Origin of the sequence: Bermanella marisrubri (assembly GCF_012295615.1) — a bacterium.
GTDB classification, from domain to species: domain Bacteria; phylum Pseudomonadota; class Gammaproteobacteria; order Pseudomonadales; family Oceanobacteraceae; genus Bermanella; species Bermanella marisrubri.
Genome location: NZ_CP051183.1, coordinates 3,050,599 through 3,074,436, shown reverse-complemented (window position 1 = coordinate 3,074,436; position 23,838 = coordinate 3,050,599). Strand labels below are relative to the sequence as shown.

Here is a 23,838-nt window from a genome sequence, read left to right as displayed (position 1 = left end):
AGTTAATAAAATTAAATCGTTAAGCTGCTGATTTTACGGATAATACGCAGAATTACTTATCAATTAGCGTAAGATTTATTTACTATAAGTTAATAGCCTGATTAACAAGGAAGGTGTATGGCAGCGAAGTTACCAGCAATCCATTGGCTACAAGCATTTGATGCATCAGCGCGTCATTTGAGTTTCAAAGAAGCTGCTGATGAGCTGCACCTGACTTCTTCGGCTGTCAGCCAGAAAATTAAGCTGTTGGAGGAGTATTTAGAGGTAAGTCTGTTTACTAGAATGACACGTTCGCTAGCACTGACCTCAGAGGGACAAGACTATCATGTCATTGTCAAAAATATACTGAACTATTATCAGCAACAGCAGAGAGAGTTTCTAAGACGCTATAGCCGAAGGGATATAAGAATTTCAATGATTCCATTCATTGCCAATGATATTGTGTTACCTGCACTGCCAGAGTATCAGGAAGCTAATCCCGATTCTGAATTAAAAATTGAGGCGTCTACCTCATTAGTTAATTTCCAAGAAGATGATATTGATGCAGCAATTCGATTTGGCATGGGTGAGTGGTCGGGTCTTGTTGCAACCCCTTTGTGTCGTTCAAGAATTATTCTGGTTGCCAATCCTAAGTTGATTGAAAAAAAGCCTGTTCTGACTATGTCAGATATTAACCGCCATGCACTTATTACCATGCGTGGGGTAGAAAATGCTTGGGACACAGTGGCGGAAAAACACAACTTAAATGAATTCGATCAGTGTCGAACTCTAGAGGTAGATAGCTATTTAGGTTCTATGGTGGCAGCACAGCAAGGGTTAGGTATTGCTATGGGGGTACGGCCTTTGATTCAACCTTGGCTTGATGATGGTCGTCTAGTGCAAGTGTTAGATCTCGAAATTGAAATTCCACAGACATATTATTTTGTGCGCCGTATCCAGGATCGTGATGATCTAAAGCTTCAGCAACTCTATGTTTGGCTAAAAGGGCTTTTCTCGGAACGCGAACGTCTTACCAGAGCAGCCTAGTGATAACTAGGCTGCAATGGAATTATTATTTATATCTAGCAACCACCTAAGTACAGCAGGCAATACCTGACTATCAATGACGTCAACTGCTAAATGGCCAGCATCTTTAATGAAGAATGTCTCTAAACGATCATGATCTAGTAGCTGTTCTAGTACTCTTGCTTCTCGATCAGAAACAGTTTTATCCTGTCCACCATTGACATATAGTAACTTTGCAGTGCCTTTTGTCCAATCTTGATTATTGAGTAATGATAGACCGCTGATAAACCTTTTTACGGATGTAGTTTTCTGTAAGCCATGTTCAATCATGGCTCTTAAGAAACGAATTTCTTGAAAATGAAAGAGCAAGCGTTTTAGTCTGGGTTTAAAACTATAGTGTATTGGACCGCCCTGGTTAATTGCTGCTAATACATAGTCCGTGTTCAGAAGTTTTGTTGCCCAATAACCACCAAATCCTAACCCCCATAATATGATTGAACGTCCTGAATAATCCTGATCGTCTAAAATTTTTTGGCATAATGACTCAAATACAAGGTTACTTTGAAGCGACATGGGGACTGGGTTTTCTCCCATTCCGGGAAAATCGATAGCTGCGATATCATAACCCATACTAAGCAAGTGGCTTTCATCCCAATAACTAACTTCTTTATAGGAATCTAAACCACGAATAAACAGTATGCATTGGCCTTTGTGATTACGAGGGTTACCTTTTCTGAAAGTGTAGGGGATATCGTATTGCAGAAATATTAGACTTCTATATTTTACTGGGTATCCCTCGGCTAAGCACCGCTTTTTATAGCTATCTTTCAAGCCCCTGTAACTTGCATCTGTCTTCAATTCCTGAAGATATGGATAGCAAGCAAGAGCGTACAATGCGGATGCTCTTTTGTAGAGGCTGACGCGATCGTCATTTAAAACAGATTTTTCTGCTAACTCTAAATTAGCATTAGCTTGCTTGTGCCAATGTTGAGTCCAATTAGGATTTTGCCAGCTTCTCAATTTACGTGCTTCGTGTAATATTCGCGAATCCCCTTGCAGCATGGCTTGGGCTCGAATATAGAAGTCTTCTGGTAATGGAATCATTACACCGCCTCGTCTAGGTCCTGCATATTGCTATTCGCTATTGGTCGAGAAAATAGAGAATAAGTTTTATATAGTCCACCACCCATTCTTTGTGCCTGTTTTATTGAAGCGTAGTTATCCTCAAGGATCCAGGAGCGTTCGATGTAGCGGCACCGACTCTTTATAGCAGACTCTAAAAGCGCTTTATTCATTAGTGAACTGAGTTTTTTCCCTGTATGTTCCGAATCTACGCCGATTATTGCAGTTTTCAATCCATGCACTTTGCGTTTTAACTTGTACTCAAATAGGAACCCTAACAATTTAATAAGGCTAGTCCGACCTTGCCATTGCTTTAACGTTTGATTAAAGTCGGGAAAGGTAAATAGGTATCCACAAAGTTGATTGTTTTTTTCTACGACAAAACAAAAACGGGTATCTAGATAGAGTTTCATATTCCGTATGAGATGATGAAGCTCCTTACTACTTAGTTCGGTATGAGCAAAGTTACTCTGCCAGCGCTCATTGTAATGATGTAGGCAAGGTTCGATATCAGACTTTTTCATTAATCTTACGCGATAGCCGCTATCTAGAGCGCTATTTGCATCATTCACTAAGATTGGTGGAACTTGATAGTGCTCGTTGAGATCCACGCAATAGGCATTTAGTTGCTTTTCCGAATGAAAACCGTTTTTAGATAAAAGCTCGGCGTAATAGCCTGGTTGTTTATTCATTAGAAAGGTGTGCTGCTTGTCGAAACCACTAGTCTGGATGCCGACTGGATAGTTTAAGGAAAATCGAACGCCAGCCCAGATCTCAGAGCAATCTTTTTTTGAGAAGTATGCCTCGCAATTCATTAGTAAAGAATTGAGTACAGCCTCATCTTCGACGAACTCCAAATACCCAATTAAGCCGATGGACTTACCCATCTTTTTATTTAAAGATGGGTTGATAATACATACGCAACGCGCGCATGGATTTCCATTTTTGTAGGCAACTAGGCTCTGCACAGTACATTGTGTTGCGACTGGATTTTTATGGCTCAGTTCGGTTTGGGTTTCAGATTTTATCTCCAAGCAGTAGTCGGCATCTTCTCGGTAAATAATGTTGGGGATTGATAAGAAATCAGTCCACCTTTGTTTGTTATTAACGGGTTCAATAATAATCTCCATGGTATTTACCCGTAATGCTTGATGAAGCTAATTGGGTTTCCGCCATATATTGAATTACTTTCAATAACCTTGTCTTTTGGAACAATTGCGCCTGCGCCGATGATGACATTGTCGCCAATAATAGCGCCGGGCATGATCTGACAGTATTGACCGATCGTGACGTTCTTGCCGATTTTGACTTTTTTACAGGTAAAGTTTTTACCTTCGGTTGTATGTGGAACGATAATAGCATTTTCGCCAACTCTACTGTTGTCACCAATCTCGAGTAGGTGTGGTTCGTATATAAATGAACTATTAAAAAATACATTATTTCCAATTCTTGCTCCCATAAATCGGTAGAACAAATTCATTAATGGTGTTGTTCTGAATACGGGTAAAAAAACTGTATTTAGGAAATTCATGAGTAAATATTGAACCGCCCACACAGCCATTTTTGAGCCGTAGATACTGGATTGACCCTCTTTAATTGGGGCAATTACAGATACCAAACGTATGAACACGGCGGTGCTAAACATGAGTACAGTAAGTGTAATCACGAACGCCATTCCAGAAAATATTAATGAGCTTAGAATTGCTTCAGAATTCCATGTGTTCACAACGACAAAATAGCCTGGATAGGCAGAGAGGCCGATCAAGGTTGCGATTAGCGAAAATAGAATAATAAAGCCTATAAAATAAAGTGCTTTAAATAGAGCGAACATATTTGAGTCCTTATTGAGTAACGAGTCGATTGGATTTGGTTGCGTATAACCGCTCGATGATGTCACGATGACTGTTTTCGATGGCGAATCGGCGTTTTTTCATTGTCGATGTTAACTGTTGATTCTCGATCTCAAATGGTGGAATTAATGCAAATTGTTTAATTTGCTCATGTCGTGATAAGCGCTGGTTTACATGAGATACGATATCGCCGATTGTTGAATAGACATATTCGTCACTGCATTGGTTCTCTGTCGGTACGATGAGTGCTGTCAGGTAAGGTCTGTTATGACCAATCACGATGATGTTCTCGATATCAGCATGAATCAAAAATTGGTCTTCTATCCAACTTGGAGCTATATTTTTTCCATATGCATTAATGATTAAGTCTTTTTTTCGATCACTTATCCTGTAGTAACCAGATAAATCAACTTCAGCAATATCCCCTGTGCTTATCCATTCATCGAACCTCTGTAGGCCCGTCTTGCTCAAGTATCCAAGGGCTACGGATGGACTTTTCATCAGTAACTCGCCATCCTTCTCGGTTTTACATTCCACTGGCAAAATAGGTTTACCTATCGATCCAATCAGTGAGTCTTTGGGGTAATTGAATATCCCTAGGCCCCCGGATTCTGTTGACGCGTACCCTTCATAAACAGGAATGCCAATGGACCAAAAATATCGGCAAACTTCTGGGCTAAGATGCCCACCTCCAGCTCCGACAAAGCGGAGGCTACTACCAAAAATTTTCCTAAGAGAGTTTAGAATCAATCTATCGGCTATGTAATACAAAGGGCGGGTAACTACTTTAGGAAGTGGAGAGGTGTTGTGTAGTCGTCCAGAGAACAAAGAGAAGCGATAAAGTAATCGAGATAAAAGATTTTTTTCCGCTACATTCTTTTCAATGTTGGCCATGACTTTTTCTAATAGCCTTGGTACCACTAACAAAGTAGTTGGATTCACTAATTTTAACTGTTCAACTAGCTCGTCTACTGATTCCAGATAATAATGATTTTGTCCCCAATGAATACTCGCGTAAAACATTACTCGAGCAAATATATGGCTCATCGGCAGGAATAGTAGAGTTTTATCTTCTTGAGAGATTGGATAATGTTCTTTATAAACTTGTGCAGTGTGATATAGATTTCCTTGGGTAAGTACTACAGCCTTCTGCTCTCCACTTGTGCCTGATGTGAATATGTACGAAATGATCTCATTTGATGCAATATTATTGATATCATTCTCAATGATCTGACTTTTTTTTTCACAGAGTGGTTTTTTGAGTATAGACGCTAAGTGGTAAACAGGTTCAGCTTGACAATGGTTTGCATCCATTACAATCACCGGTTTAGACCAACCCCAGTCTGAGTCAATAGATTGAATTTTTGCTAATTGCTCATAGCTTTCAAGGACTAACAGCTTTGGATTTGTAAGTTTAAGGCAATTATTAATATTTCTATCCGAGTCGTTACTATAAAGCCCAACAGTTATGCATCGGTTGGCTTGTATGGCAAAGTCTACTAGGTTCCACTCGATACGTGTCTTAGAGAAGATCGCAATGCTCGACTGGGCATCAATATCAATTGATCTAAAAAAAGCGGAAAGTTTCAGGTAGCTATTTAAAAACTGTGAGTAGGTAATCGGAAGCCACTGATTATGCTTTTTTTGATAAGCAAAAATGGCTTCTTTCCGAGACTGGATCAGATGGTGAATGGACTTAAATGTATTCATGAGAAACCCTATTTGATAATGACCCCAAAACCGATAGGTCCTGGGGTAGGCTAATTAAAATTGATAGCTGTTTTTCATTTTTTGTAGGATTTCCAAGGCCCGATCTAACTGTTCTCGGCTGTGCTCTGATGTATAGCTCGTTCGCAGTAATGCTTGATTGCGCGCCACAGCAGGATATATAACAGCGTTAACGTAAACGCCTTCTTTTAAGAGTTCACGCCACAGTGTTAAGGCTTTAATATCTTCGCCTACTATGATTGGTATGATGGGAGTCTCGGTATGGCCGATATTAAAGCCGCGAGTTCGCAATTGTTCGCGCATGTATTGTGCATTTTTGTTCAATCGATCTACCCGTTGTGGTTCTTGCTGCATAATACGAAGAGATTCCAAGGCGGCAGCAACAGAGGCAGGTGGTAAGCTGGCCGAAAATAAAATTGAGCGACCAAAGTGCTTGATACTTTCAATAACTTTACGATCGCCAGCAACAAATCCACCAATAGATGCTAGGGCTTTACTGAATGTACCTGCAATCAGATCTACATCATCTTCAAGTCCGAAGTAGTTTGCGGTACCTCGACCAGCTTCACCAATTACACCAACGCCATGAGCGTCATCAACTACAAGTCGAGCGCTGTATTTTTTTGCGAGTCTGTTAATATTGGGTAAATCTGCAAGGTCACCTTCCATACTAAAGACGCCATCAACCATGATAACTTTACCATGCTCTTCTGGGATGGATTGAAGGACACGTTCTAGATCGTTCATATCATTGTGCTGATAATATACGGTTTTTCCTTTCGCTAAATCAGCACCATCAGTAATGCTCGCGTGATTAAACTTGTCTAAAATCAGATAATCATTTTTTCCTACTAGAGCAGTAGTGATGCCGATATTTGCCTGATAGCCGGTTGTGAATACGAGAGCAGCTTCTTTGTTTAAAAACTTGGCCAGTTCTTCCTCAAGCTTTTCGTGTAATGCATGTGTGCCATTTAATAATCGAGAACCTGTTAAGCTTGTTCCGAACTGTGCGATAGCGTCAATCGCCGCCTGGCGAACGCGAGGTTCAATCGTTAGTCCCAAGTAATTGTTAGATCCGAGCATTGTACAAGTCTTGCCATTCACAATAGCTTCAGGTCCTTCGTTCTGATCAATGGTTTGATAATATGCATAGCAATTTGCTTGGCGCATTAAATCAATAGAGTCGAAGTCATAAGCTTTTTGGAATGGATCATTAGACGTTTTGTTATTGATTAGTTTATAGCGATTAGCTAAAGATTCCTGAACGCTATTTTCCGTTGCTAGCTCTTCCATGTCTGTCTCCTAAAATGTAGTGATAGTTCCGTGCTAGCTCATCCCTTGAGTTTGTTTGGGTGATTATTTTTATTGTTAATTAAGCTAGTAACGGACTGCATACTAGCACTCAGCTTTTCTTATCGAATACTAAGAAATATTTATTTGAGAGTAAGAAAACTTAACCATTAATGTAGATCGATTTCATAACGCTAATACTATGGATGTGGTATGTAGGCTGCATTATTACTGACATAATGGTCAGCAAATTAGTCTTCGCTAAGACGTTATTATTAATCGTTAAAATAGATATAGGCTTTAAGAAAACTAATCCCTCTGGTTTCTTATTGCATCGTCATTCCATGCCATTTGATTCAATCGCGTCACACTGCTGAGCAATTGACGCATCAATCAAAACTGCGTATAACAGGCTATGCTAACGAGTGTCTTGGTACTATTGTCTAAGACCTCAGGGAACCTAGTGAGATTCTAGGGCTGTACCCGCAACTGTGAGTATGTTTTAGACGTACCAGCCAGATACCTGAAGTTAGCCCAAGCATGGAGCTTGGCATTATGCCGTTCCATGTGTTTCCAGGCGGGAAAACCTGGTGGAGAGTCCCCATCATCTCTTAAAGCACCTATTGTGCTTCCCGCAATGACGTTGCAATCAGCAGGTAAAAGATGGCTAGTCCATTGTTAAGTGTTAAGAATCTATCTTGGAGAATACAAACTAGATCGATTCTTGATGACATCAGTTTTGATATTCAACCACACCAGTTTGTGGGTTTGCTGGGCCCTAATGGTGCGGGTAAGTCTTCGTTAATGCGCTGTTTGTTTGGTCTATATGAATGTGACTATTCGGCGTTGTTATTTGAAAACCAGTCGTTGTCCTCTCTCAGTGTAAAGCAAAGAGCTCAGCGTATGGCGGTTATCCATCAAGAGCATACTCCTCACATGGGAATGTTAGTGAAGCAAGTGGTTGCCTTAGGTTTAATGCCGAATAAATCATGGTTAGATTGGCCGTCACCTAGCGATAAGCGCAAAGTGGATAACGCTATGGAAATCATGGATGTACTGCCGTTAGCAAAGCAGGAATATGTATCTCTCTCTGGTGGTGAAAAACAACGGGTGATGTTAGCGCAAGCACTGGTGCAGGATACGCCCTTCCTTATCCTAGATGAGCCAACCAATCACTTAGATGTGCACTATCAAATCGACTTACTGCACCGTGTTAAGCGTTTAAATAAGACGGTTTTAGCGTCAATTCATGATCTTAACTTGGCTGCCGCTTTTTGTGACGAATTGTTGTTGCTAGACCACGGACAGCTTGTTGCTAAAGGTACTCCAAAAGAGGTGCTCACTGAGGACCGTATCTCACAGGTATTTCAAGCTTGCGCTATTGTTGATTCATACCCATTGGATGAAAATCAAATTCGAATTACTTATGCATTTCATGAATCACCTCGCAACCTAAAACATCATGAGATAAAGCGATGAAGTTTTCTGATCTGTTTTTGACGGTACTCTTTTTACTGAGCCCATTTATGGCAATCAGTATTGGTGTTGCTGATATTGATACCGTTGACGTTATTAATGCGATGACTTCATTGTTAAGCAATGACGTACAAAAGGACGCCATTACGCATACGATTATCTTGGAGTTGCGGGCGCCCCGTGTATTGTTAGCAATGATGGCCGGTGCTGGCTTGGCTATGGCCGGATTTGTATTGCAAATTATTACACGTAATTCGTTAGCAGACCCTTATTTATTTGGTATCAGTTCTGGCGCCACGTTAGGTGCGGTCCTGGTTATATCCGTCAGTGCCACTCTGGGATTCAATTTCCCTGTTATTCAATCGTTGGGGATTCCATTGGCTGCGTTCCTAGGAAGTGTCGTAGCCGTTTTTCTGGTGCTATCACTCGCTGGTACGGGTATACAAGTTGAGCGATTGGTACTCGCAGGTGTAGCAACATCATTTATGCTCAGTGCGTTTAGTAGTTTGGTGCTTTATGCTTCTGACCCTCAAGCGGCAGCGTCGGTATTATTTTGGACCCTTGGGAGTTTCGCCCATGCTCAGTGGAGTGATGTGGGGATTGTCTTTCTAAGCATCATTTTCACAGCAGTTGTTTGCATGTTGCTTTGGCGACCGCTTAATACGCTTTTGGCGGGTGATGTACAGGCTCTCACATTAGGAGTTAATGCTAAAAAGTTACGGACTGTTATGCTTCTTATTACTTCGTTTCTTACTGCTATGCTTGTGGCTCATACGGGCGGTATTGGCTTTGTTGGTTTAATGATTCCGCACATTGTTCGCCGCATATTCCTTGGCAGTGTCCTCACACAGTTGATCTATAATCTACTTCTTGGTGCTGTGTTTATGCTGTGGGTCGATGTAGTTGCACGTAGTTTGCTTGATGGCCACGAACTACCTATTGGAATTATTACTGCCGCTATCGGTAGTATCTTTTTTCTATTTGTCTTACGTCGTCCTGCGGCTAATCAATATTGACTTTCATGATGCAGAATATCCTATTAAGAAGTACAAACTTTAAAAATAAAAAGCATACGATTGTAATTCACTCTTTAATCGCAATGGGGCTCATGTTAAGTGCCTCAGGGATTTTGGCTGAGCAGAAAGAAGCGCAAAGAATCATCGCACTCTCTCCTCATAGTGTGGAGTTATTATTTGCTTTAGGTGCTGGTGAGCGAATTATTGCAACTACAGAGCATGCAGATTATCCCAAGGCTGCATTAAATATAGAGCGTATTGGCGGCTTTCACGGATTACAAATTGAACGTATTGTCGAACTCAGGCCAGATTTAATAGTTGCATGGCAGGGCGGCAATCGGGCTCAAGACTTAGATAAGCTGGAGTCTCTTGGGCTAAATGTCTATCGAAGTGAGACTAAAACCTTGTTTGGTATTGTGGACGAACTTAATGCGCTCGCGAAAAGTACAGGGACACAATCTAAGGCGCGCGCTTTAGAGGTAGAATTTAGGGAAGCATTTACTGAGCTTGCGCAACAATATCAATCAAAATCATCCGTTTCTTTTTTTTATCAGTTATGGCAACAACCATTAAGAACTATGGCAAGCGGTAGCTGGATTAATGAGATCTTCGAAACCTGCAATGGTCAAAATGTGGTTGATAGCAATAGTGGTTTAAGTGACTATCCACAGATCAACTTAGAGTCTGTCATTCTTGAAGCACCGCAAGCGATCTTTATACCGTCTGACCATGGTAGTTATAGCCAAGCTGGGGGATTATGGCAAAAATGGCCGCAAATACCTGCAGTAAAACAAAACAACATCTTCTTCATTGATGGAGACTTACTCCATCGTTTCTCTTTGCGCGTCATGGATGGGGCAAAAGAAGTGTGTAACAAACTCGACGAAGTTAGACAAAAAAGCAGACAGTTATGAGTGAACAAGCAAAGAACGAAGCGCACAAGCGAAAAATGCAAAAGCAGAAAGAGAAAGTCGATGCCAACATTGCTAAAGCGGATGAAGAGCGTGGTGTTCTGATTTTACTGACTGGCAATGGTAAAGGTAAAAGTAGTTCAGGCTTTGGTATGGTTTTGCGCGCACTGGGCTATGATCAAAAAGTGGGGGTGGTTCAGTTCATTAAAGGCCAACAGCTTTCTGGCGAAGAAGTCTTTTTAAAAGAAAAAGCAACGCTACTGCCTAACTTTGAAGAGCAAGACTTTTATCAAATGGGCACAGGCTTTACTTGGAATACGCAAGATCGAGGCGGTGATATCAAGGCGGCGGAAGAAACCTGGGCTCATGCTGAGCGTATGTTACGTGATCCGCAATACGATCTAGTTTTGCTTGATGAGTTAACTTATATGATTGCCTATAAATACTTAGATGAAGAGAAAATACTGGATACGATTCGCAATCGTCCTCGGGAGCAAAGCGTTGTTGTAACCGGTCGTGGCGGGGGTTCGGCTTTACAAGAGCTGGCTGATACCGTCAGTGAAGTAAAAGATATTAAGCATGCTTATGCCAGCGGTATTAAGGCTCGAAAAGGCGTCGATTATTAATACTAAAGCAGCGGCGACTTTACAGTATTGGAAAGTCGCCTCTTAACACTTTAGCGTGGAGGTGTTTTTTTCAAACACAAAAAAGCCGCCTCTCATTCGAGGGCGGCTTTCTCATATCGATAAAGTGTAAACTATCGATTAGTACAGAATGCGAGCACGAATGGTCGCTTCTACTTCTTGCACTTTTTCTAGTGCCAGTTCGCCGGCGCTTTCTTCTACATCGATCACAACGTAACCAATGTCGGCACTAGTCTGTAAGAACTGACCTAAGACGTTGATATTGTTTTCAGCAAAGATGGTGTTGATAGCATTCAATACACCAGGCTGGTTTTTGTGGATGTGAAGAATGCGGTGGAAGTTTCCATGCTGAGGCAGCGCTACTTCTGGGAAGTTAACGGCAGATAAAGTCGTACCCGTATCAGAATAGCCTGCTAGCTTTTCACCTACCTCTTTACCAATGTTTTCTTGTGCCTCTTGCGTAGATCCACCGATATGCGGCGTTAAAATCACATTGTCGAACTTGCGTAGAGGCGATAAGAACTCATCATCATTGCCTTTAGGTTCAACTGGGAAAACATCCACTGCGGCACCTGCGATATGGCCAGTTTCAAGCGCTTCTGCCAATGCTGGGATATCGACAACGGTACCACGAGCAGCATTAATGAAAAGGCTACCTTTTTTCATTTTGGCAAACTGTTCAGCACCCATCATGTCTTTCGTGTCGCCAGTTTCAGGGACATGAAGAGTAACAATGTCAGAAATAGACAGCAGCTCGTCCATGCTCTCTACTTGTGTAGCGTTACCGATCGGAAGCTTAGTTACCACATCGTAGAAGTAGACTTTCATACCAAGGCCTTCAGCTAAAACAGATAGCTGAGTACCAATACTGCCATAACCCACGATACCTAGGTTTTTACCACGACATTCGAAGCTGCCAACAGCAGACTTTAACCAGCCACCACGGTGACACACAGCATTCTTTTCCGGAATACCGCGTAGCATTAGGATAGCTTCAGCAAGGACTAACTCTGCAACTGAGCGAGTGTTTGAATATGGAGCATTAAATACTGGGATACCGCGTTTGGCTGCTGCGTTAAGATCAACCTGGTTGGTACCGATACAGAAGCAACCAACACCAATCAGTTTATTGGCCACTTCAAACACGTCTTCAGTTAACTGGGTGCGCGAGCGGATACCAACAAAGTGGGCGTCTTTAATTTTTTCTTTCAGTTCGTCCCCAGCCAATGCCGTTTTTACATACTCGATATTCGTATAGCCAGCAGCATTTAGTGTATCTAGGGCGCTTTGGTGAACCCCTTCCAATAAAAGGATACGAATTTTGCTTTTATCCAGAGAAGTTGTGCTCATGGTCTCGCCTTCATAGTGTCGAAAAAACCGATTTAGAGTGAGTCGCCTAAATCTTAGTCATCAAATTAAGGCGCGTATGGTATCATAATCCACCTTTATTGAAGCCCCAGTGGTGTGGAAAAGTCTGCAACAAGACTTGCAAGGGACTCATATAAACCCGATAACACCACCTATATTGACTAACTAGGGTAGTTCGAAACATGAGCAGTGATAATCAAAGCCAGATTCTAAGCCGCCTACAAGGCATCGTAGGTGAGGATAAAGTCAAAACAGACCAAGACAGTTTAGACACCTTCGGTAAAGACTGGACCAAGATTTATGAGCCTAAGCCTTTGGCTATCGTATTTCCAAAGTCGACAGAAGAAGTGGCTGAGCTGGTAAAGGCGGCTAATGAACTGGAATTCGCGATTGTACCATCCGGTGGCCGTACAGGTTTGAGTGCTGGCGCCGTTGCCGCTAATGGGGAGGTGGTAATTGCCCTAGATCGTATGAACACGATTTCCGATTTCAATGCCATCGATCGAACCGTGCGCTGTGGTGCAGGTGTGATTACCGAGCAGCTTCAAGATTATGCTGAAGAGCAAGGTCTTTTTTACCCCGTGGACTTCGCATCTGCCGGTTCTAGTCAGATTGGCGGTAATATCGGCACCAACGCAGGCGGTATCAAAGTAATCAAATACGGCATGACTCGTGATTGGGTGGCTGGTATGAAAGTGGTTACAGGTAAAGGTGACGTTCTAGAATTGAATAAAGACTTGGTGAAAAACAATACCGGTTATGATTTACGTCAGTTGTTCATTGGCGGTGAGGGGACGTTAGGTATCGTTACGGAAGCAACTATGCGCTTGGATCGTGCACCAAAAGATTTGAGTGTTTTAGTGCTAGGTGTGCCTGAATTTGAAGCCATCATGGATGTCTTGCATGCCTTCCAGAATAAACTGGATTTAACGGCTTTCGAGTTCTTCTCCGACAAAGCCATGCGCAAAGTATTAGCCCGCGGTGATGTGCCAGCGCCCTTTGAAACGCAAGCGGAATACTATGCTCTGCTTGAGTTTGAAGCCGAGAATGAAGAGTTAGTAAATTCCGCCATGGAAGTTTTCGAATATTGTGTTGAGCAAGGCTGGGTATTAGATGGTGTGATTAGCCAAAGCGAAACCCAAGCGCAAAATCTATGGCGTTTACGCGAAGATATTAGTGAAACCATTGCTGAATGGACGCCATACAAAAACGATATCAGTGTCGTAGTGTCAAAAGTACCACCGTTCCTGCGTGAAATCGAAGAAGTGGTAAACCGTGAATATCCCGATTTTGAAATCATATGGTTTGGTCACATTGGTGACGGTAACCTGCACCTTAACATTTTAAAACCAGAGGGTTTGGCGAAAGAAGAATTCTTTGAAAAGTGTGCCAAAGTTAGCACTTGGGTGTTTGAAATTGTAGAAAAATACCAAGGATCTGTATCCGCGGAGCACGGTGTGGGTATGACCAAAAAACCATATCTTCAATACACGCGTAGCGAAGTTGAGATCGAATATATGCGTGCTATGAAGCGTGTGTTTGATCCAAAGAATGTTATGAATCCGGGTAAAGTTATCGATTTATAACACTCTGTAGCCTGCTTCCTCGCTCTAGCTGTGTTGCAGTGTATTTTCAAATACACTGCAACACAGCTAGAGCATCTCAACCAATTAAAAATTAAACACTCATAACTCTCAAAACCCTATGTTTCAGCATCAAAGTATCGACAATAAAAAGATAGATCTTCCTGTGGGCAAGGTTGTTTGTGTTGGGCGCAATTATGCTGAACATGCGAAAGAATTGGGGAATGAAATACCCGCTGAGCCGATTTTATTCATGAAACCGGCGACAAGTTTAGTAGCGCTAGAGCCAAGTTTTACTATCCCAACGCATCAAGGCAGTGTGCACCATGAATTGGAAATTGCACTTTTGATCGGTGAAACCGCGAAGAATATCGAGGCAAAGAGTGCGTGGCGTATGGTCAGCCATGTGGGTTTAGCGTTGGATTTAACATTAAGAGATGTGCAGACCAAACTAAAAGAAAAATCCCACCCATGGGAAATCGCGAAGGCCTTCGATGGTGCCTGTCCGATATCTAAATGGTTACCGTTAAGTGATATTGTTAATCGTAACGATATGGAAATTTCTTTGTACAAGAATGGACAGCTACAGCAAAATGGTCGTTCGACGCAAATGCTCAACGACATCCCAAGACTGCTTAGTTACATGAGTGAATATTTCTCTTTGCAGCCAGGCGATGTCATTCTCACTGGCACGCCTGCTGGTGTTGGTCCTTTGCATGTGGAAGACGAATTAACTTTGATGTTGGATGATAAGCTGCGCTGCTCTGCAAAAGTGAACCAAGCGCAGTAATAGATTATCATCCGTTTATCGATAATTGGCGTAAGACCGTTATGGAACTTTTAAATTGGTTTAAAAAACCCGTTAAATGGTGGGCTGGTTTAGCTCTCATTGTTGTGGGCATGCCTCTAGTGCGCGGCGTCGAGGGTTGTGAAAACTGCAAACTCTTTGGTGCCATCATTATTTTCACTGGTCTCGCCATGGTGATGTTATTTGGCAAGGTAGACTCATCAAAAAATGATTCTACTCTGAGTCAAGACGATGAAGAATTTAAAGATGGCACTGATGATCATTCCAAGTCTGGCGGTCCTAAAGCATAATTCGCCCATAAAAAAAGGCGCTACCATTTCTCAAGTCAGCGCCTCTTCGTTGTCTATCATTTATTGTTGGTGAGTCAGTTCTTAGCCTTGATGGTTTTGACACCATCTGCCGTACCCATTAATAAAACATCAGCAGGTCGACAAGCAAATAAACCATTGGTGACCACGCCCACAATATTATTAATGCGCTCCTCCAATGCCGTGGCGCTTTGAATACTCATATTGTGTACATCAAGAATGACATTACCGTTATCGGTTACGAAGCCTTGGCGGTAAACCGGGTCGCCCCCTAAAGCAACCAACTCTCTAGCAACATATGAACGGGCCATGGGAATGACTTCAACCGGCAAAGGGAATGTGCCCAATAAGTCGACCCATTTGCTTTCATCAGCGATACAGATAAATTCTTTAGCACAGGCGGCGACGATTTTTTCCCGAGTTAGTGCACCACCACCGCCTTTAATTAACTGTAGGTGATCGTTGGTTTCGTCGGCACCATCAATGTAAAAGTCGAGAGTGCCAGAGGAATTCAAGTCATAGACGGGAATGCCATGGCTTTTTAGTCTTTCAGCGGTCGCCTCGGAACTGGCAACGGCGCCATCAAAATCATTCTTTAGTTCTGCAAGGGCATCAATAAAGCAATTTGCTGTGCTACCTGTGCCTACGCCAATAATGCTATCTTTTTGTAGATGCGGCTTGATGTAATCCACAGCAGCTTGGCCGACTGCTTGCTTGAGTTGATCCTGATTCATAATATCCCGTCGATGAAGGTATGCTGAACCGGAATTATAGCGAAAATCGAGGGCTTTGCCTGCAGGGCATCTCTAATAATTCAACCCTAAATAGCCTGAGCAGACAGTGAATTATCAGAGGTGCTCTGTAGTGAATCCTTAATCGCTGATACAATCTTTGTCCTTTTTAACTCTGAACACATGAGATACCCATGGCGGAAAACTATATAAAGCGCATATTGGAAGCCAACGTTTACGATGTGGCGGTGGAGACACCGCTGTCGGAAGCTAAGTTTTTGAGCAATCGTTTGGGTAATAACATTCTCATTAAGCGTGAAGACAAGCAGCCGGTTTATAGCTTCAAATGTCGCGGCGCTTATAACTGCATTGCCAAGAAATCACCTGAGCAATTGGCCAAGGGTGTGGTTACCGCATCAGCAGGAAATCACGCGCAAGGTGTTGCGTTATCTGCGCAGCAGCTAGGTATCAAAGCAACTATCGTTATGCCGCGCACCACGCCCGAAATTAAAGTGGCCAATGTGCGAGCTCGTGGTGCTAAAGCGGTTCTGCATGGGGACACATTCGACGAAGCCTTTGCGCACAGTCAGAAGTTGGTGGAAGAGAAAGGCATGACCTATATCCATCCCTATGATGACCCAGATGTCATCGCTGGGCAGGGCACTATCGCTATGGAGATCTTGCGTCAGCACTCTGGTCCAATCCATGCCATATTTGTCTGTGTAGGTGGTGGTGGTTTAGCCGCAGGAATAGCAGCCTATACAAAATACTTGCGTCCAGAAACCAAGGTCATTGCGGTCGAAAGCACCGAGAGCGCATGTCTGGATGCGGCAATGAAAGCAGGTAAGCGTGTTAAGTTACCGCATGTTGGTATCTTCGCGGATGGCGTAGCAGTGGGCCAAATCGGTAAGCACACTTGGAAGGTGTGTAAGGAACACATCGATGAGGTTATCACAGTAACGCCTGACGAACTTTGTGCCGCTATTAAAGACATCTTCGATGATACGCGCAGTGTCGCTGAGCCAGCGGGTGCTCTTGGCGTTGCGGGCATGAAAAAGTACATCGAGAAAACCGGTATAAAAGATGAAACCATGGTGGCGATCGAGTCCGGTGCCAATATTAACTTTGATCGCTTGCGCTATGTCTCTGAGATGGCCGAAGTGGGTGAAAAGCGCGAAGTCCTTATGGCGGTGACCATTCCTGAGCGTCCTGGTAGTTTTAAGCAGTTCTGCAACGTTTTAGGAAAGAGCAATATTACTGAGTTCAATTATCGCTATGGCAAAAGCGATCAGGCTCAAATTTACGTGGGGGTAAAAATCGCCGAAGGCGGCAAGCAAGAGCTGTTTGATGAGCTAGAAAAAAAGGGCTATCCAGTGTTAGACCTTAGTGAAAATGAGATCAGTAAGTACCATATTCGCCATATGGTCGGCGGTCATGCTCCAGAAGAAGTACAAGACGAAATTCTTTACCGCTTTGAATTTCCAGAACGTCCGGGGGCACTGATGCAGTTTTTGAAACATTTAGGTGAGCGATGGAATATATCCATGTTCCACTATCGCAATCATGGGGCAGCCAATGGTCGAGTACTGGCAGGCTTGCAGGTTTCTAAAGACGATCAAAAGGCCTTTAAGCAACATATTAAAGAGCTCGGCTATCCTTGTTGGGATGAGAGTGATAATCCCGCTTATCAGCTTTTCTTAAAATAATGAGGATTACCTCAGTGTGATCAAAAGTGTGATCAATAAGGCGACCAAAGGGTCGCCTTTTTTGTTGGAAAAACCTCTGATTTCAAGCAGCTAGAGCAGCGGGGTGATTACTTTGGCTTGTAATTTCTAGTCATATAGAGTCACTTGGTGCGGACGATAAACGCCATGAGTGGCAGTCGAAATGCCTCAATGCAAGACTGTTAGACAATCTTAAGTCTTTGATTTTATTAGTGAAAAATAACTGTGTACAAACGTACCTGTATAATCTTAACAAAGCGTTACAAAAGCCTTTATTAGAGTAAAAATTCCATGTTAAGGTTCTGCCACCTGATATGGCATCAAAATAATAAAAAAACCGCTGTTCAGTATCGGATCAGCTGCTCCTAAGTCATCGCAAGTGACTCTAACTGCCATCAGAAAAATATAACCCGAACTATAAGAATTCTAACGGGAGCCAGTTATGGCAGATAAATATAAGATCATAGGTCCGCTTTACGATTTCCTTAGCACCATTTACAGCGGCCGCCAAATACACAAATGCAAAATCGCCATGAATGATGGCTTGAAGACAGACGACAAGATTCTATTTGCAGGTGTAGGTCATGGTAAAGATGCCATTGACGCTGCAGAGAAAGGTTTGAAAGTGACGGTAGTAGATCTGTCTGCCACCATGCTTAAAAATCTAGAAAAGAATATTAAAGGTAAGCAGTTTAAGCATCCTATTCGTTTGGTTCATAGCGACATCCTGAAGTTCGATGAAACTGAAGAATACGATCAAGTGGTTGCTAACTTCTTCTTAAACGTTTTTCCAGAAGACTTTATGGTTACCGTGATGAAGCATTTAACCACATTGGTTAAACCAGAAGGTTCTTTTGTGGTGGGTGATTTCCATTATCCAAAAGGGAATATTTTTACCCGCGCATTTCAGAATGCATACTGGTACGTGGCGGTCTTCATCTTCACAGTTTTTGCGAAAAATGCATTTCATAAGATTTATAACTATCCCAAACATATGGAAAGCTTGGGATTAAAAGTGGAAAAAACAGAATCTTTTAACGTGCTGTTTGTGCCTTCTTTATGGTCTATCAAGGCGGTTCGTAAGCAACAAAATAAACCTCAGCAAGTTGATGCCGCTTAAGCGTATACAGCTTGCTTAAAATAATAATTAAGAGGTGTCACACATGAATAAAGCAGAAATGGAAGTTAGCACACTCGAGGAAGAGTCAAAGGTTGCCCATGGTGGTGGTGTTTTCACATTCTCAGAGCGTGTGGAGTATTTGAAAAAATACGGTAAGCACTCAATGGCATTTAGTGCGTTGCAACCCAAGATGCGCTATTTCGACATGGAAGGTGTTGGTTATATCGCTTACCGTCGTCAGTGGGGCAGTGTCGTGTGTTTAGGTGATCCAGTTTGTTCACCAGAAGATCGAGAAGCGCTTCTTGATGCATTTTTTACTAAATATCCAGCGCCTATCTTTATTCAAGTGACGCCGGACGTTGCCAAACTGATTCATGAGCGCATGGGCTATCATGCTACGCAATTTGGCAAAGAAACTTTAATCGATCTCAATAGCTGGACGCTTTCAGGTAAAAAGAAACAAGTTATTCGTACCGCTATTAACCATGCTAAGAAAGAAGGCGTAACGGTTCGTGAAAGCTATGGCGATATGAAATATCGTGATCTTTCTGAGTCATGGCTGAAAACTCGAAAGTGTAAAGGACGTGAAATCATCTTCTTAATTCGTCCTATGGAGATGGACTACAAAGAAGGCACTCGTCGCTTTTTCGCCTATCAAGGTGATGAAATGATTGGTTTTATCTTCTTTGACCCCGTTTATGAAAGTAACAAAGTCGTCGGTTATGTGCCTAATATTAGCCGTGCTAGTGAAAAATTCCCGCAGGGGATTTTCTACATGCTCATGGTGCAGGCCATGGAAAAATTTAAAGAAGAAGGTGTGCCTTATATCTATCTAGGGCTGTCACCTTTAGCATTGGATTATCCGCCTAAAGGCTTTGAATCTACGGCACTACGCTGGATGCTGGAGTTCACTGCCAAGCACTTGAACTTTTTATATAATTTTAAAGGCATCGATTTCACAAAATCTCGTTTTCGTGGTGATGAGCAACCAACCTATGTTTTGCACAAGAATCGCATACCCGCGAAAAACTTCGTGGCCATGTTCCGTTTGTGTAATGTTATCTAATAAAGCTTATGCCGAGTGATGTGTGGTGCTCCGCCGAGCCCCACACATAGCTTGAAAACACTGTTCCCACTCAATATCTTCTGCATTCACATCCAAACCTCCATAATTTAAGTGTTAGCCTATGGGCATCTTTAATAAGTCACTTTAAGCTCTGGCCTTGATCTTGTTTCAAGATCAAGGCGTGGTATTGAAGGTCTAACGGGTTAAATCGAAATGCCCCATATACGAATGTACTGTTTGTGAGGTTTGAGCCGTCATGGAACCCTTTAATTTAGATCGAAGCCAAGTATCCGTTATTCGTACCCAAGAACAGGCTTGGCAAGACTCTCCCATGGCCGGTGTACGTCGTATCCCATTGGAGCGTGAAGCGGCCGAAAGCGGTCAGGTGACTTCTATAGTGGAATACGAGGCAGGTAGTGAGTTTCGACCCCATAAGCATCCAATGGGAGAAGAAATCTTTGTACTTGAAGGCGTGTTTAGTGATCAATCAGGTGACTATCCGGCGGGCAGTTATTTGCGTAATCCGCCTGGTTCACAGCATGCTCCTTTTAGTAAGTCAGGTTGTAAGTTGTTTGTGAAACTTAACCAATTCCAACAAGGAGACCAGCAAACCATTGCGCTCCAGTCTGATGATCAACCTTGGTTGCAGGGCCAAGGGGGTCTAATGGTGAAGCCGTTGCATGACTTTCAGGGGGAGCATACGGCGTTAGTATTTTGGCCTGCAGGTGAGCGATTTGTGCCTCACCGTCATTTCGGCGGGGAAGAGATCTTAGTCGTTAGTGGATGTTTCAAAGATGAGCACGGTGAATACCCCGCCGGTACTTGGATTCGTAGCCCACACATGAGCGAGCATTATCCTTTTGTGGACGAAGATACCGTGATCATGGTGAAAGTGGGTCACCTACATCCCGATTTACTTACCCAAGATAGAATCCGCTAATCGGATTTTCTCAATTTGGCTAACTGGTTTTTGCTTTCTATCCACTGAGACATATATTGTGTGCTCTTCATGCTGTGATGACGCAGTATAGTGCCCACAATATTTTGTAATCGATGTTGAACCAGTTGTGATGATAATTGATTTAGTCGATTTACCAACGATTGCTGATGGTCTGCTTGCTTAAATTTAGACAGTACTTCAGTGCACTGACCATGTCGTTGTTGCCAAGTATCTTGATTGCTATAAAGTTCAATCGCTGCTTGTGCGAAATGTGCAAAGTCATCGTGAACGACGGCATGGTTTTTTTCTTGAGTATCGCTAATACCCTCAATGCCGATACTGGTTGTTACCGCAGGTGTACCGCATTGGGCCGCCTCAATGATTTTTCCTTTTAATCCTGCGCCAAAGCGTAACGGTGCTAATAAAACGCGCGCCTGACTCACCATTTCTTGGGCATTTTCACACCAACCTTTGACCAAAAAACCTTGTTTAGGATTATGTAGTTGTGTCGCTTTTTTCGGAGGGTAGGCGCCGTAAATATGCAGTTCTGCTTTAGGTAACGATCGTCGAATCAAAGGCCAAATGACTTGCTTCAGTTGCAACACAGCATCCCAATTGGGTTCGTGACGGAAATTGCCAATGGAAACAAAATGCTGCCGTTGCTGAAACTCTGTAGTGTTCATTTGGCATTGATCTTCCGTGAGCATAAACGGTGTGTAATGTAATAAGTCGGCGGGTACTGCCAAGCTGTCTTGTAATAACGTCATTTCAAATTGGCTAATCATGAGCGTTATATCGCATCGATAAATGGCCGCTAGTTCTCTAACGCAGCGTTCGTCCTGCATAAGTTGTTGCAAATCAACAGTATCAACAACGTCTTGATTACCTTTGGCTAGTCTTTGACGAGTGAAGCGCAAGCAGTGAAGGTCTTCCGTATCCAAAACACGCAGAGCATTTGGACATACTTTTTCGACACGCCATGAGAATTGTTCTTCCATCATAAAACGATCAAACAGAACCGCATCAGGTTCCAGTTCGCGACAAAGACTATCAAAGCTACTATTGTTCACTTTAATAGCGTGCGGCGTTATGTGTTGGGAAGCAAAATCGATGGCATGATCACTGGCTTGTGCCGGACTAGCATAGTGAACTTGATAGTCCATGGCTTGAAAGCTTTGGATCAGCTGCATCATACGGCTACCTGCCGCGCTGGAATTGGGTTCTGGCCAGACGTAGCCAATAACAAGTAATGTTTTCATGCGCTAATTATACATGGCAGTGAAGAAAAAAACTGTGGAGTCATGTAATCTATGGCCTGAATTCAAAATCAATCATGCCATGACACAGATTAAACCGAACATACGAAATCCCATTCATTTACTGGCCTTTGGCTTAGGCAGTGGTTTGAGCCCCAAGGCACCAGGCACCATGGGTACGATTGCCGCATTGCCCATCTATTGGTGGGGGCTGTCCTATTGTTCTCCACTGATTTTCGCCATTATCGTGGGCGTAAGTTTTGTTGTGGGTGTATGGGTAAGTGAAAAAACGTCACAGGATCTGGGTGTACACGACCATGGAGGCATCGTCATTGATGAATGGGTGGGAATGTGGATTGCACTTTTCTTAGTCCCCAAAACTTTGACCATGCTACTGATCGCTTTTGCTTTGTTCCGTTTCTTCGACATCATCAAACCTTGGCCGATTAAATGGTTAGACCAACATGTCAAAGGCGGTTTTGGCATTATGATTGATGATGTCTTAGCAGGATTAATGGCGCTAGCTTGTATGCAGGTTATTTTGCTGTGGATTTAGCGGCGGAAAAATCGAAGCCAGCGCCACACATTCAATAAACTCGCCAATGCGCCGCTCACATAAGTGAGCGCACAGGCTAATAAGATACGTTGAGCGGCTTTGTAATCCTTGTTACTCAAGTATCCACCTTTTTTAATTTCTGGAAGTGCTTTCGAGAAGCTGGCATTGAACTCCACTGGTAAGGTAATGAGGTGAACAATAAAACTGCCTAGTATGCCGAATATCACCAGTAGCATGGATATACGACCAACCACGGGAATAAAGCTTAATAGCAGAGGGGTACTTATCAACGCCACTTGTGCAATGCGTTCAATGTAAAAAGCGAACTTTGCCAGTGGTGTACGAAGCAACAGTAACGCCATGCGTTGCTGGTGCTGCATGGCATGTCCCACCTCATGGGCCGCCACTACAACGGCGGTCAGTGATTGGCCGTTATAATTTTCCTCACTAAGACGTACCGCTCGATCATTGGGATCATAATGATCCCCTTGTGACGTGGTTTCTAATTTCACATCCAAGTCTTGTTTTGCAATTAAATGACGCGCAAACTCTCCACCTGTGCCAGGGAAATCGGATCGATGTTCGCTGTATTTTTTGAGGATGCGTTGAGTCCACCACTGTGGGATAAGCATAATAGCGAGTATGGCAATAAATAATAGGATCCACAGCATGGCAGATATTCCAGTTTGAAAATAAGGATAACGCTTTGAAATCGTTTACGTTCATTATTCTAAGTTTTTCATTGCTATACACAAGCCAATTATGGGCTCAAGTCACGGCTGTGGGTTTGATGCCAGGCATGGCTATTTTGGAGCACGAAGGCTCACGACTCATACTCAAGCAAGGACAAACTAAACAGGGTATACACTTACTCGAAGCGGGCAGTGATTTTGCCATCATTGAAATCAACGGCCGCGAAATCGAATTAGAGTTAGGTGCTAGTGTTGCCGATGGTTATGCTGAACCCAGTGGCGCTCAGGTGCGTATTACACGTAGCGATAATGGACAGTATTTTACGCCGGCCAATATAAATGGACGCTCTATTAATATGCTGGTGGATACGGGCGCTACTCACGTTGCTATGAGCGAGGAGCATGCTCAGCAATTAGGTATTGACTACTCTAAGGGAACTAGAGGTCGAGCCTCTACTGCAGGTGGAATCGTAAATAGCTATAAAGTACAGTTAAACAAGATGCAGGTAGGCGGTATCACTCGCTATAACGTCGATGCAACCATTATCCAAGGCAGCTTTCCTGCCATTCCCCTTTTGGGGATGTCATTTCTTAATCAGCTTTCGATGAGAGAAGAGCAAGGAATACTCATGCTCTCGGACTAA

The 23,838-nt window shown here is 42.9% G+C and carries 23 protein-coding genes and 1 riboswitch; of the genes, 14 read left to right on the top strand and 9 right to left on the bottom strand.

Annotation, left to right across the window (positions count from 1 at the left end):
* Nucleotides 1–117: 117 nt before the first annotated feature.
* On the top strand, nucleotides 118–1,026 hold the full coding sequence (locus HF888_RS14320) for a LysR substrate-binding domain-containing protein (protein WP_007018642.1): 909 nt from the start codon (nucleotides 118–120) through the stop codon (nucleotides 1,024–1,026).
* A gap of 6 nt (nucleotides 1,027–1,032) precedes the next feature.
* Here HF888_RS14320 and HF888_RS14315 read toward each other — a convergent pair whose 3' ends face one another.
* The 5 genes from HF888_RS14315 to HF888_RS14295 are packed head-to-tail and all read right to left on the bottom strand — an operon-like array spanning nucleotide 1,033 to nucleotide 6,998.
* Nucleotides 1,033–2,109, bottom strand: coding sequence for an alpha/beta hydrolase family protein (locus HF888_RS14315; protein ID WP_007018643.1), 1,077 nt, complete (start codon nucleotides 2,107–2,109; stop codon nucleotides 1,033–1,035).
* Nucleotides 2,109–3,257: a GNAT family N-acetyltransferase gene (locus HF888_RS14310; protein ID WP_007018644.1), complete on the bottom strand. Its 1,149-nt coding sequence runs from the start codon at nucleotides 3,255–3,257 to the stop codon at nucleotides 2,109–2,111. Before HF888_RS14310 ends, HF888_RS14315 begins: the two co-directional genes overlap by 1 nt.
* 5 nt (nucleotides 3,258–3,262) lie before the next feature.
* Nucleotides 3,263–3,958: a DapH/DapD/GlmU-related protein gene (locus HF888_RS14305; protein WP_007018645.1), complete on the bottom strand. Its 696-nt coding sequence runs from the start codon at nucleotides 3,956–3,958 to the stop codon at nucleotides 3,263–3,265.
* Between the two features lie 10 nt (nucleotides 3,959–3,968).
* A complete protein-coding gene (locus HF888_RS14300) occupies nucleotides 3,969–5,687 on the bottom strand; it encodes an AMP-dependent synthetase/ligase (protein WP_007018646.1) in 1,719 nt (572 codons plus the stop codon).
* A gap of 54 nt (nucleotides 5,688–5,741) precedes the next feature.
* Nucleotides 5,742–6,998, bottom strand: a complete 1,257-nt coding sequence (locus HF888_RS14295) for an aminotransferase class I/II-fold pyridoxal phosphate-dependent enzyme (RefSeq protein ID WP_007018647.1) — start codon at nucleotides 6,996–6,998, stop codon at nucleotides 5,742–5,744.
* A gap of 402 nt (nucleotides 6,999–7,400) precedes the next feature.
* A riboswitch (cobalamin riboswitch) is annotated at nucleotides 7,401–7,540 on the top strand.
* A gap of 118 nt (nucleotides 7,541–7,658) precedes the next feature.
* Between HF888_RS14295 and HF888_RS14290 the strand changes: the two genes are divergently transcribed.
* Genes HF888_RS14290 through cobO form a run of 4 tightly spaced genes read left to right on the top strand, consistent with a single transcriptional unit; the run spans nucleotide 7,659 to nucleotide 11,024 of the window.
* The gene (locus tag HF888_RS14290; protein ID WP_007018648.1) at nucleotides 7,659–8,474 is read left to right on the top strand and encodes an ABC transporter ATP-binding protein; all 816 of its coding nucleotides are present in this window, start codon (nucleotides 7,659–7,661) and stop codon (nucleotides 8,472–8,474) included.
* Nucleotides 8,471–9,487, top strand: coding sequence for a FecCD family ABC transporter permease (locus HF888_RS14285; RefSeq protein WP_007018649.1), 1,017 nt, complete (start codon nucleotides 8,471–8,473; stop codon nucleotides 9,485–9,487). The genes HF888_RS14290 and HF888_RS14285 overlap by 4 nt, the downstream gene beginning before the upstream one ends.
* A gap of 5 nt (nucleotides 9,488–9,492) precedes the next feature.
* Nucleotides 9,493–10,401, top strand: a complete 909-nt coding sequence (locus HF888_RS14280; protein ID WP_133308499.1) for a cobalamin-binding protein — start codon at nucleotides 9,493–9,495, stop codon at nucleotides 10,399–10,401.
* The gene (gene cobO, locus HF888_RS14275) at nucleotides 10,398–11,024 is read left to right on the top strand and encodes a cob(I)yrinic acid a,c-diamide adenosyltransferase (protein ID WP_007018651.1); all 627 of its coding nucleotides are present in this window, start codon (nucleotides 10,398–10,400) and stop codon (nucleotides 11,022–11,024) included. Before HF888_RS14280 ends, cobO begins: the two co-directional genes overlap by 4 nt.
* Nucleotides 11,025–11,162: 138 nt before the next feature.
* On the opposite strand, the gene serA is transcribed toward cobO, so the two are convergent.
* Entirely contained in the window at nucleotides 11,163–12,392 is a 1,230-nt protein-coding gene (gene serA, locus HF888_RS14270; protein WP_007018652.1) for a phosphoglycerate dehydrogenase, read from the bottom strand.
* A 200-nt stretch (nucleotides 12,393–12,592) separates the two neighbouring features.
* Between serA and HF888_RS14265 the strand changes: the two genes are divergently transcribed.
* The 3 genes from HF888_RS14265 (at nucleotide 12,593) to HF888_RS14255 (ending at nucleotide 15,091) form a co-directional block, all read left to right on the top strand.
* Nucleotides 12,593–13,996: an FAD-binding oxidoreductase gene (locus tag HF888_RS14265; RefSeq protein WP_007018653.1), complete on the top strand. Its 1,404-nt coding sequence runs from the start codon at nucleotides 12,593–12,595 to the stop codon at nucleotides 13,994–13,996.
* A 118-nt stretch (nucleotides 13,997–14,114) separates the two neighbouring features.
* On the top strand, nucleotides 14,115–14,783 hold the full coding sequence (locus tag HF888_RS14260) for a fumarylacetoacetate hydrolase family protein (protein WP_168367073.1): 669 nt from the start codon (nucleotides 14,115–14,117) through the stop codon (nucleotides 14,781–14,783).
* A 41-nt stretch (nucleotides 14,784–14,824) separates the two neighbouring features.
* On the top strand, nucleotides 14,825–15,091 hold the full coding sequence (locus HF888_RS14255; RefSeq protein ID WP_007018553.1) for a hypothetical protein: 267 nt from the start codon (nucleotides 14,825–14,827) through the stop codon (nucleotides 15,089–15,091).
* 74 nt (nucleotides 15,092–15,165) lie between these two features.
* Here HF888_RS14255 and rpiA read toward each other — a convergent pair whose 3' ends face one another.
* Nucleotides 15,166–15,843: a ribose-5-phosphate isomerase RpiA gene (gene rpiA / locus HF888_RS14250; RefSeq protein WP_007018554.1), complete on the bottom strand. Its 678-nt coding sequence runs from the start codon at nucleotides 15,841–15,843 to the stop codon at nucleotides 15,166–15,168.
* A 191-nt stretch (nucleotides 15,844–16,034) separates the two neighbouring features.
* Between rpiA and ilvA the strand changes: the two genes are divergently transcribed.
* From ilvA to HF888_RS14230, 4 genes are all read left to right on the top strand, one after another.
* The gene (gene ilvA / locus HF888_RS14245; RefSeq protein WP_007018555.1) at nucleotides 16,035–17,546 is read left to right on the top strand and encodes a threonine ammonia-lyase, biosynthetic; all 1,512 of its coding nucleotides are present in this window, start codon (nucleotides 16,035–16,037) and stop codon (nucleotides 17,544–17,546) included.
* Between the two features lie 460 nt (nucleotides 17,547–18,006).
* Nucleotides 18,007–18,684, top strand: a complete 678-nt coding sequence (locus HF888_RS14240) for a class I SAM-dependent methyltransferase (RefSeq protein WP_007018556.1) — start codon at nucleotides 18,007–18,009, stop codon at nucleotides 18,682–18,684.
* Between the two features lie 43 nt (nucleotides 18,685–18,727).
* Complete coding sequence (locus tag HF888_RS14235; protein WP_007018557.1) at nucleotides 18,728–19,750, top strand: DUF2156 domain-containing protein; 1,023 nt, start codon at nucleotides 18,728–18,730, stop codon at nucleotides 19,748–19,750.
* A 256-nt stretch (nucleotides 19,751–20,006) separates the two neighbouring features.
* Complete coding sequence (locus HF888_RS14230; protein WP_007018558.1) at nucleotides 20,007–20,690, top strand: cupin domain-containing protein; 684 nt, start codon at nucleotides 20,007–20,009, stop codon at nucleotides 20,688–20,690.
* Here the strand turns inward: HF888_RS14230 and HF888_RS14225 are convergent.
* On the bottom strand, nucleotides 20,687–21,949 hold the full coding sequence (locus tag HF888_RS14225; protein WP_007018559.1) for a glycosyltransferase: 1,263 nt from the start codon (nucleotides 21,947–21,949) through the stop codon (nucleotides 20,687–20,689). The two genes, HF888_RS14230 and HF888_RS14225, sit on opposite strands and share 4 nt — an antisense overlap.
* A 13-nt stretch (nucleotides 21,950–21,962) precedes the next feature.
* On the opposite strand from HF888_RS14225, the gene HF888_RS14220 reads away from it, so the two are divergent.
* The gene (locus HF888_RS14220) at nucleotides 21,963–22,502 is read left to right on the top strand and encodes a phosphatidylglycerophosphatase A family protein (RefSeq protein WP_007018560.1); all 540 of its coding nucleotides are present in this window, start codon (nucleotides 21,963–21,965) and stop codon (nucleotides 22,500–22,502) included.
* On the opposite strand, the gene HF888_RS14215 is transcribed toward HF888_RS14220, so the two are convergent.
* Entirely contained in the window at nucleotides 22,499–23,173 is a 675-nt protein-coding gene (locus HF888_RS14215; protein WP_007018561.1) for a zinc metallopeptidase, read from the bottom strand. The genes HF888_RS14220 and HF888_RS14215 overlap by 4 nt on opposite strands.
* A 35-nt stretch (nucleotides 23,174–23,208) precedes the next feature.
* Between HF888_RS14215 and HF888_RS14210 the strand changes: the two genes are divergently transcribed.
* Nucleotides 23,209–23,838: a retropepsin-like aspartic protease family protein gene (locus HF888_RS14210; protein WP_007018562.1), complete on the top strand. Its 630-nt coding sequence runs from the start codon at nucleotides 23,209–23,211 to the stop codon at nucleotides 23,836–23,838.

Excerpts from the sequence above, each read along its gene's own strand:
- HF888_RS14310 (WP_007018644.1), bottom strand. The coding sequence starts at position 3,257 with ATGGAGATTATTATTGAACCCGTTAATAACAAACAAAGGTGGACTGAT.
- HF888_RS14320 (WP_007018642.1), top strand. The coding sequence starts at position 118 with ATGGCAGCGAAGTTACCAGCAATCCATTGGCTACAAGCATTTGATGCA.
- HF888_RS14255 (WP_007018553.1), top strand. The coding sequence starts at position 14,825 with ATGGAACTTTTAAATTGGTTTAAAAAACCCGTTAAATGGTGGGCTGGT.
- rpiA (WP_007018554.1), bottom strand. The coding sequence starts at position 15,843 with ATGAATCAGGATCAACTCAAGCAAGCAGTCGGCCAAGCTGCTGTGGAT.
- HF888_RS14215 (WP_007018561.1), bottom strand. The coding sequence starts at position 23,173 with ATGCTGTGGATCCTATTATTTATTGCCATACTCGCTATTATGCTTATC.
- HF888_RS14220 (WP_007018560.1), top strand. The coding sequence starts at position 21,963 with ATGGCAGTGAAGAAAAAAACTGTGGAGTCATGTAATCTATGGCCTGAA.
- HF888_RS14290 (WP_007018648.1), top strand. The coding sequence starts at position 7,659 with ATGGCTAGTCCATTGTTAAGTGTTAAGAATCTATCTTGGAGAATACAA.
- HF888_RS14285 (WP_007018649.1), top strand. The coding sequence starts at position 8,471 with ATGAAGTTTTCTGATCTGTTTTTGACGGTACTCTTTTTACTGAGCCCA.
- HF888_RS14315 (WP_007018643.1), bottom strand. The coding sequence starts at position 2,109 with ATGATTCCATTACCAGAAGACTTCTATATTCGAGCCCAAGCCATGCTG.
- HF888_RS14265 (WP_007018653.1), top strand. The coding sequence starts at position 12,593 with ATGAGCAGTGATAATCAAAGCCAGATTCTAAGCCGCCTACAAGGCATC.
- cobO (WP_007018651.1), top strand. The coding sequence starts at position 10,398 with ATGAGTGAACAAGCAAAGAACGAAGCGCACAAGCGAAAAATGCAAAAG.
- HF888_RS14235 (WP_007018557.1), top strand. The coding sequence starts at position 18,728 with ATGAATAAAGCAGAAATGGAAGTTAGCACACTCGAGGAAGAGTCAAAG.
- HF888_RS14305 (WP_007018645.1), bottom strand. The coding sequence starts at position 3,958 with ATGTTCGCTCTATTTAAAGCACTTTATTTTATAGGCTTTATTATTCTA.
- HF888_RS14260 (WP_168367073.1), top strand. The coding sequence starts at position 14,115 with ATGTTTCAGCATCAAAGTATCGACAATAAAAAGATAGATCTTCCTGTG.
- HF888_RS14230 (WP_007018558.1), top strand. The coding sequence starts at position 20,007 with ATGGAACCCTTTAATTTAGATCGAAGCCAAGTATCCGTTATTCGTACC.
- HF888_RS14295 (WP_007018647.1), bottom strand. The coding sequence starts at position 6,998 with ATGGAAGAGCTAGCAACGGAAAATAGCGTTCAGGAATCTTTAGCTAAT.
- HF888_RS14240 (WP_007018556.1), top strand. The coding sequence starts at position 18,007 with ATGGCAGATAAATATAAGATCATAGGTCCGCTTTACGATTTCCTTAGC.
- serA (WP_007018652.1), bottom strand. The coding sequence starts at position 12,392 with ATGAGCACAACTTCTCTGGATAAAAGCAAAATTCGTATCCTTTTATTG.
- HF888_RS14300 (WP_007018646.1), bottom strand. The coding sequence starts at position 5,687 with ATGAATACATTTAAGTCCATTCACCATCTGATCCAGTCTCGGAAAGAA.
- HF888_RS14280 (WP_133308499.1), top strand. The coding sequence starts at position 9,493 with ATGATGCAGAATATCCTATTAAGAAGTACAAACTTTAAAAATAAAAAG.
- HF888_RS14225 (WP_007018559.1), bottom strand. The coding sequence starts at position 21,949 with ATGAAAACATTACTTGTTATTGGCTACGTCTGGCCAGAACCCAATTCC.
- ilvA (WP_007018555.1), top strand. The coding sequence starts at position 16,035 with ATGGCGGAAAACTATATAAAGCGCATATTGGAAGCCAACGTTTACGAT.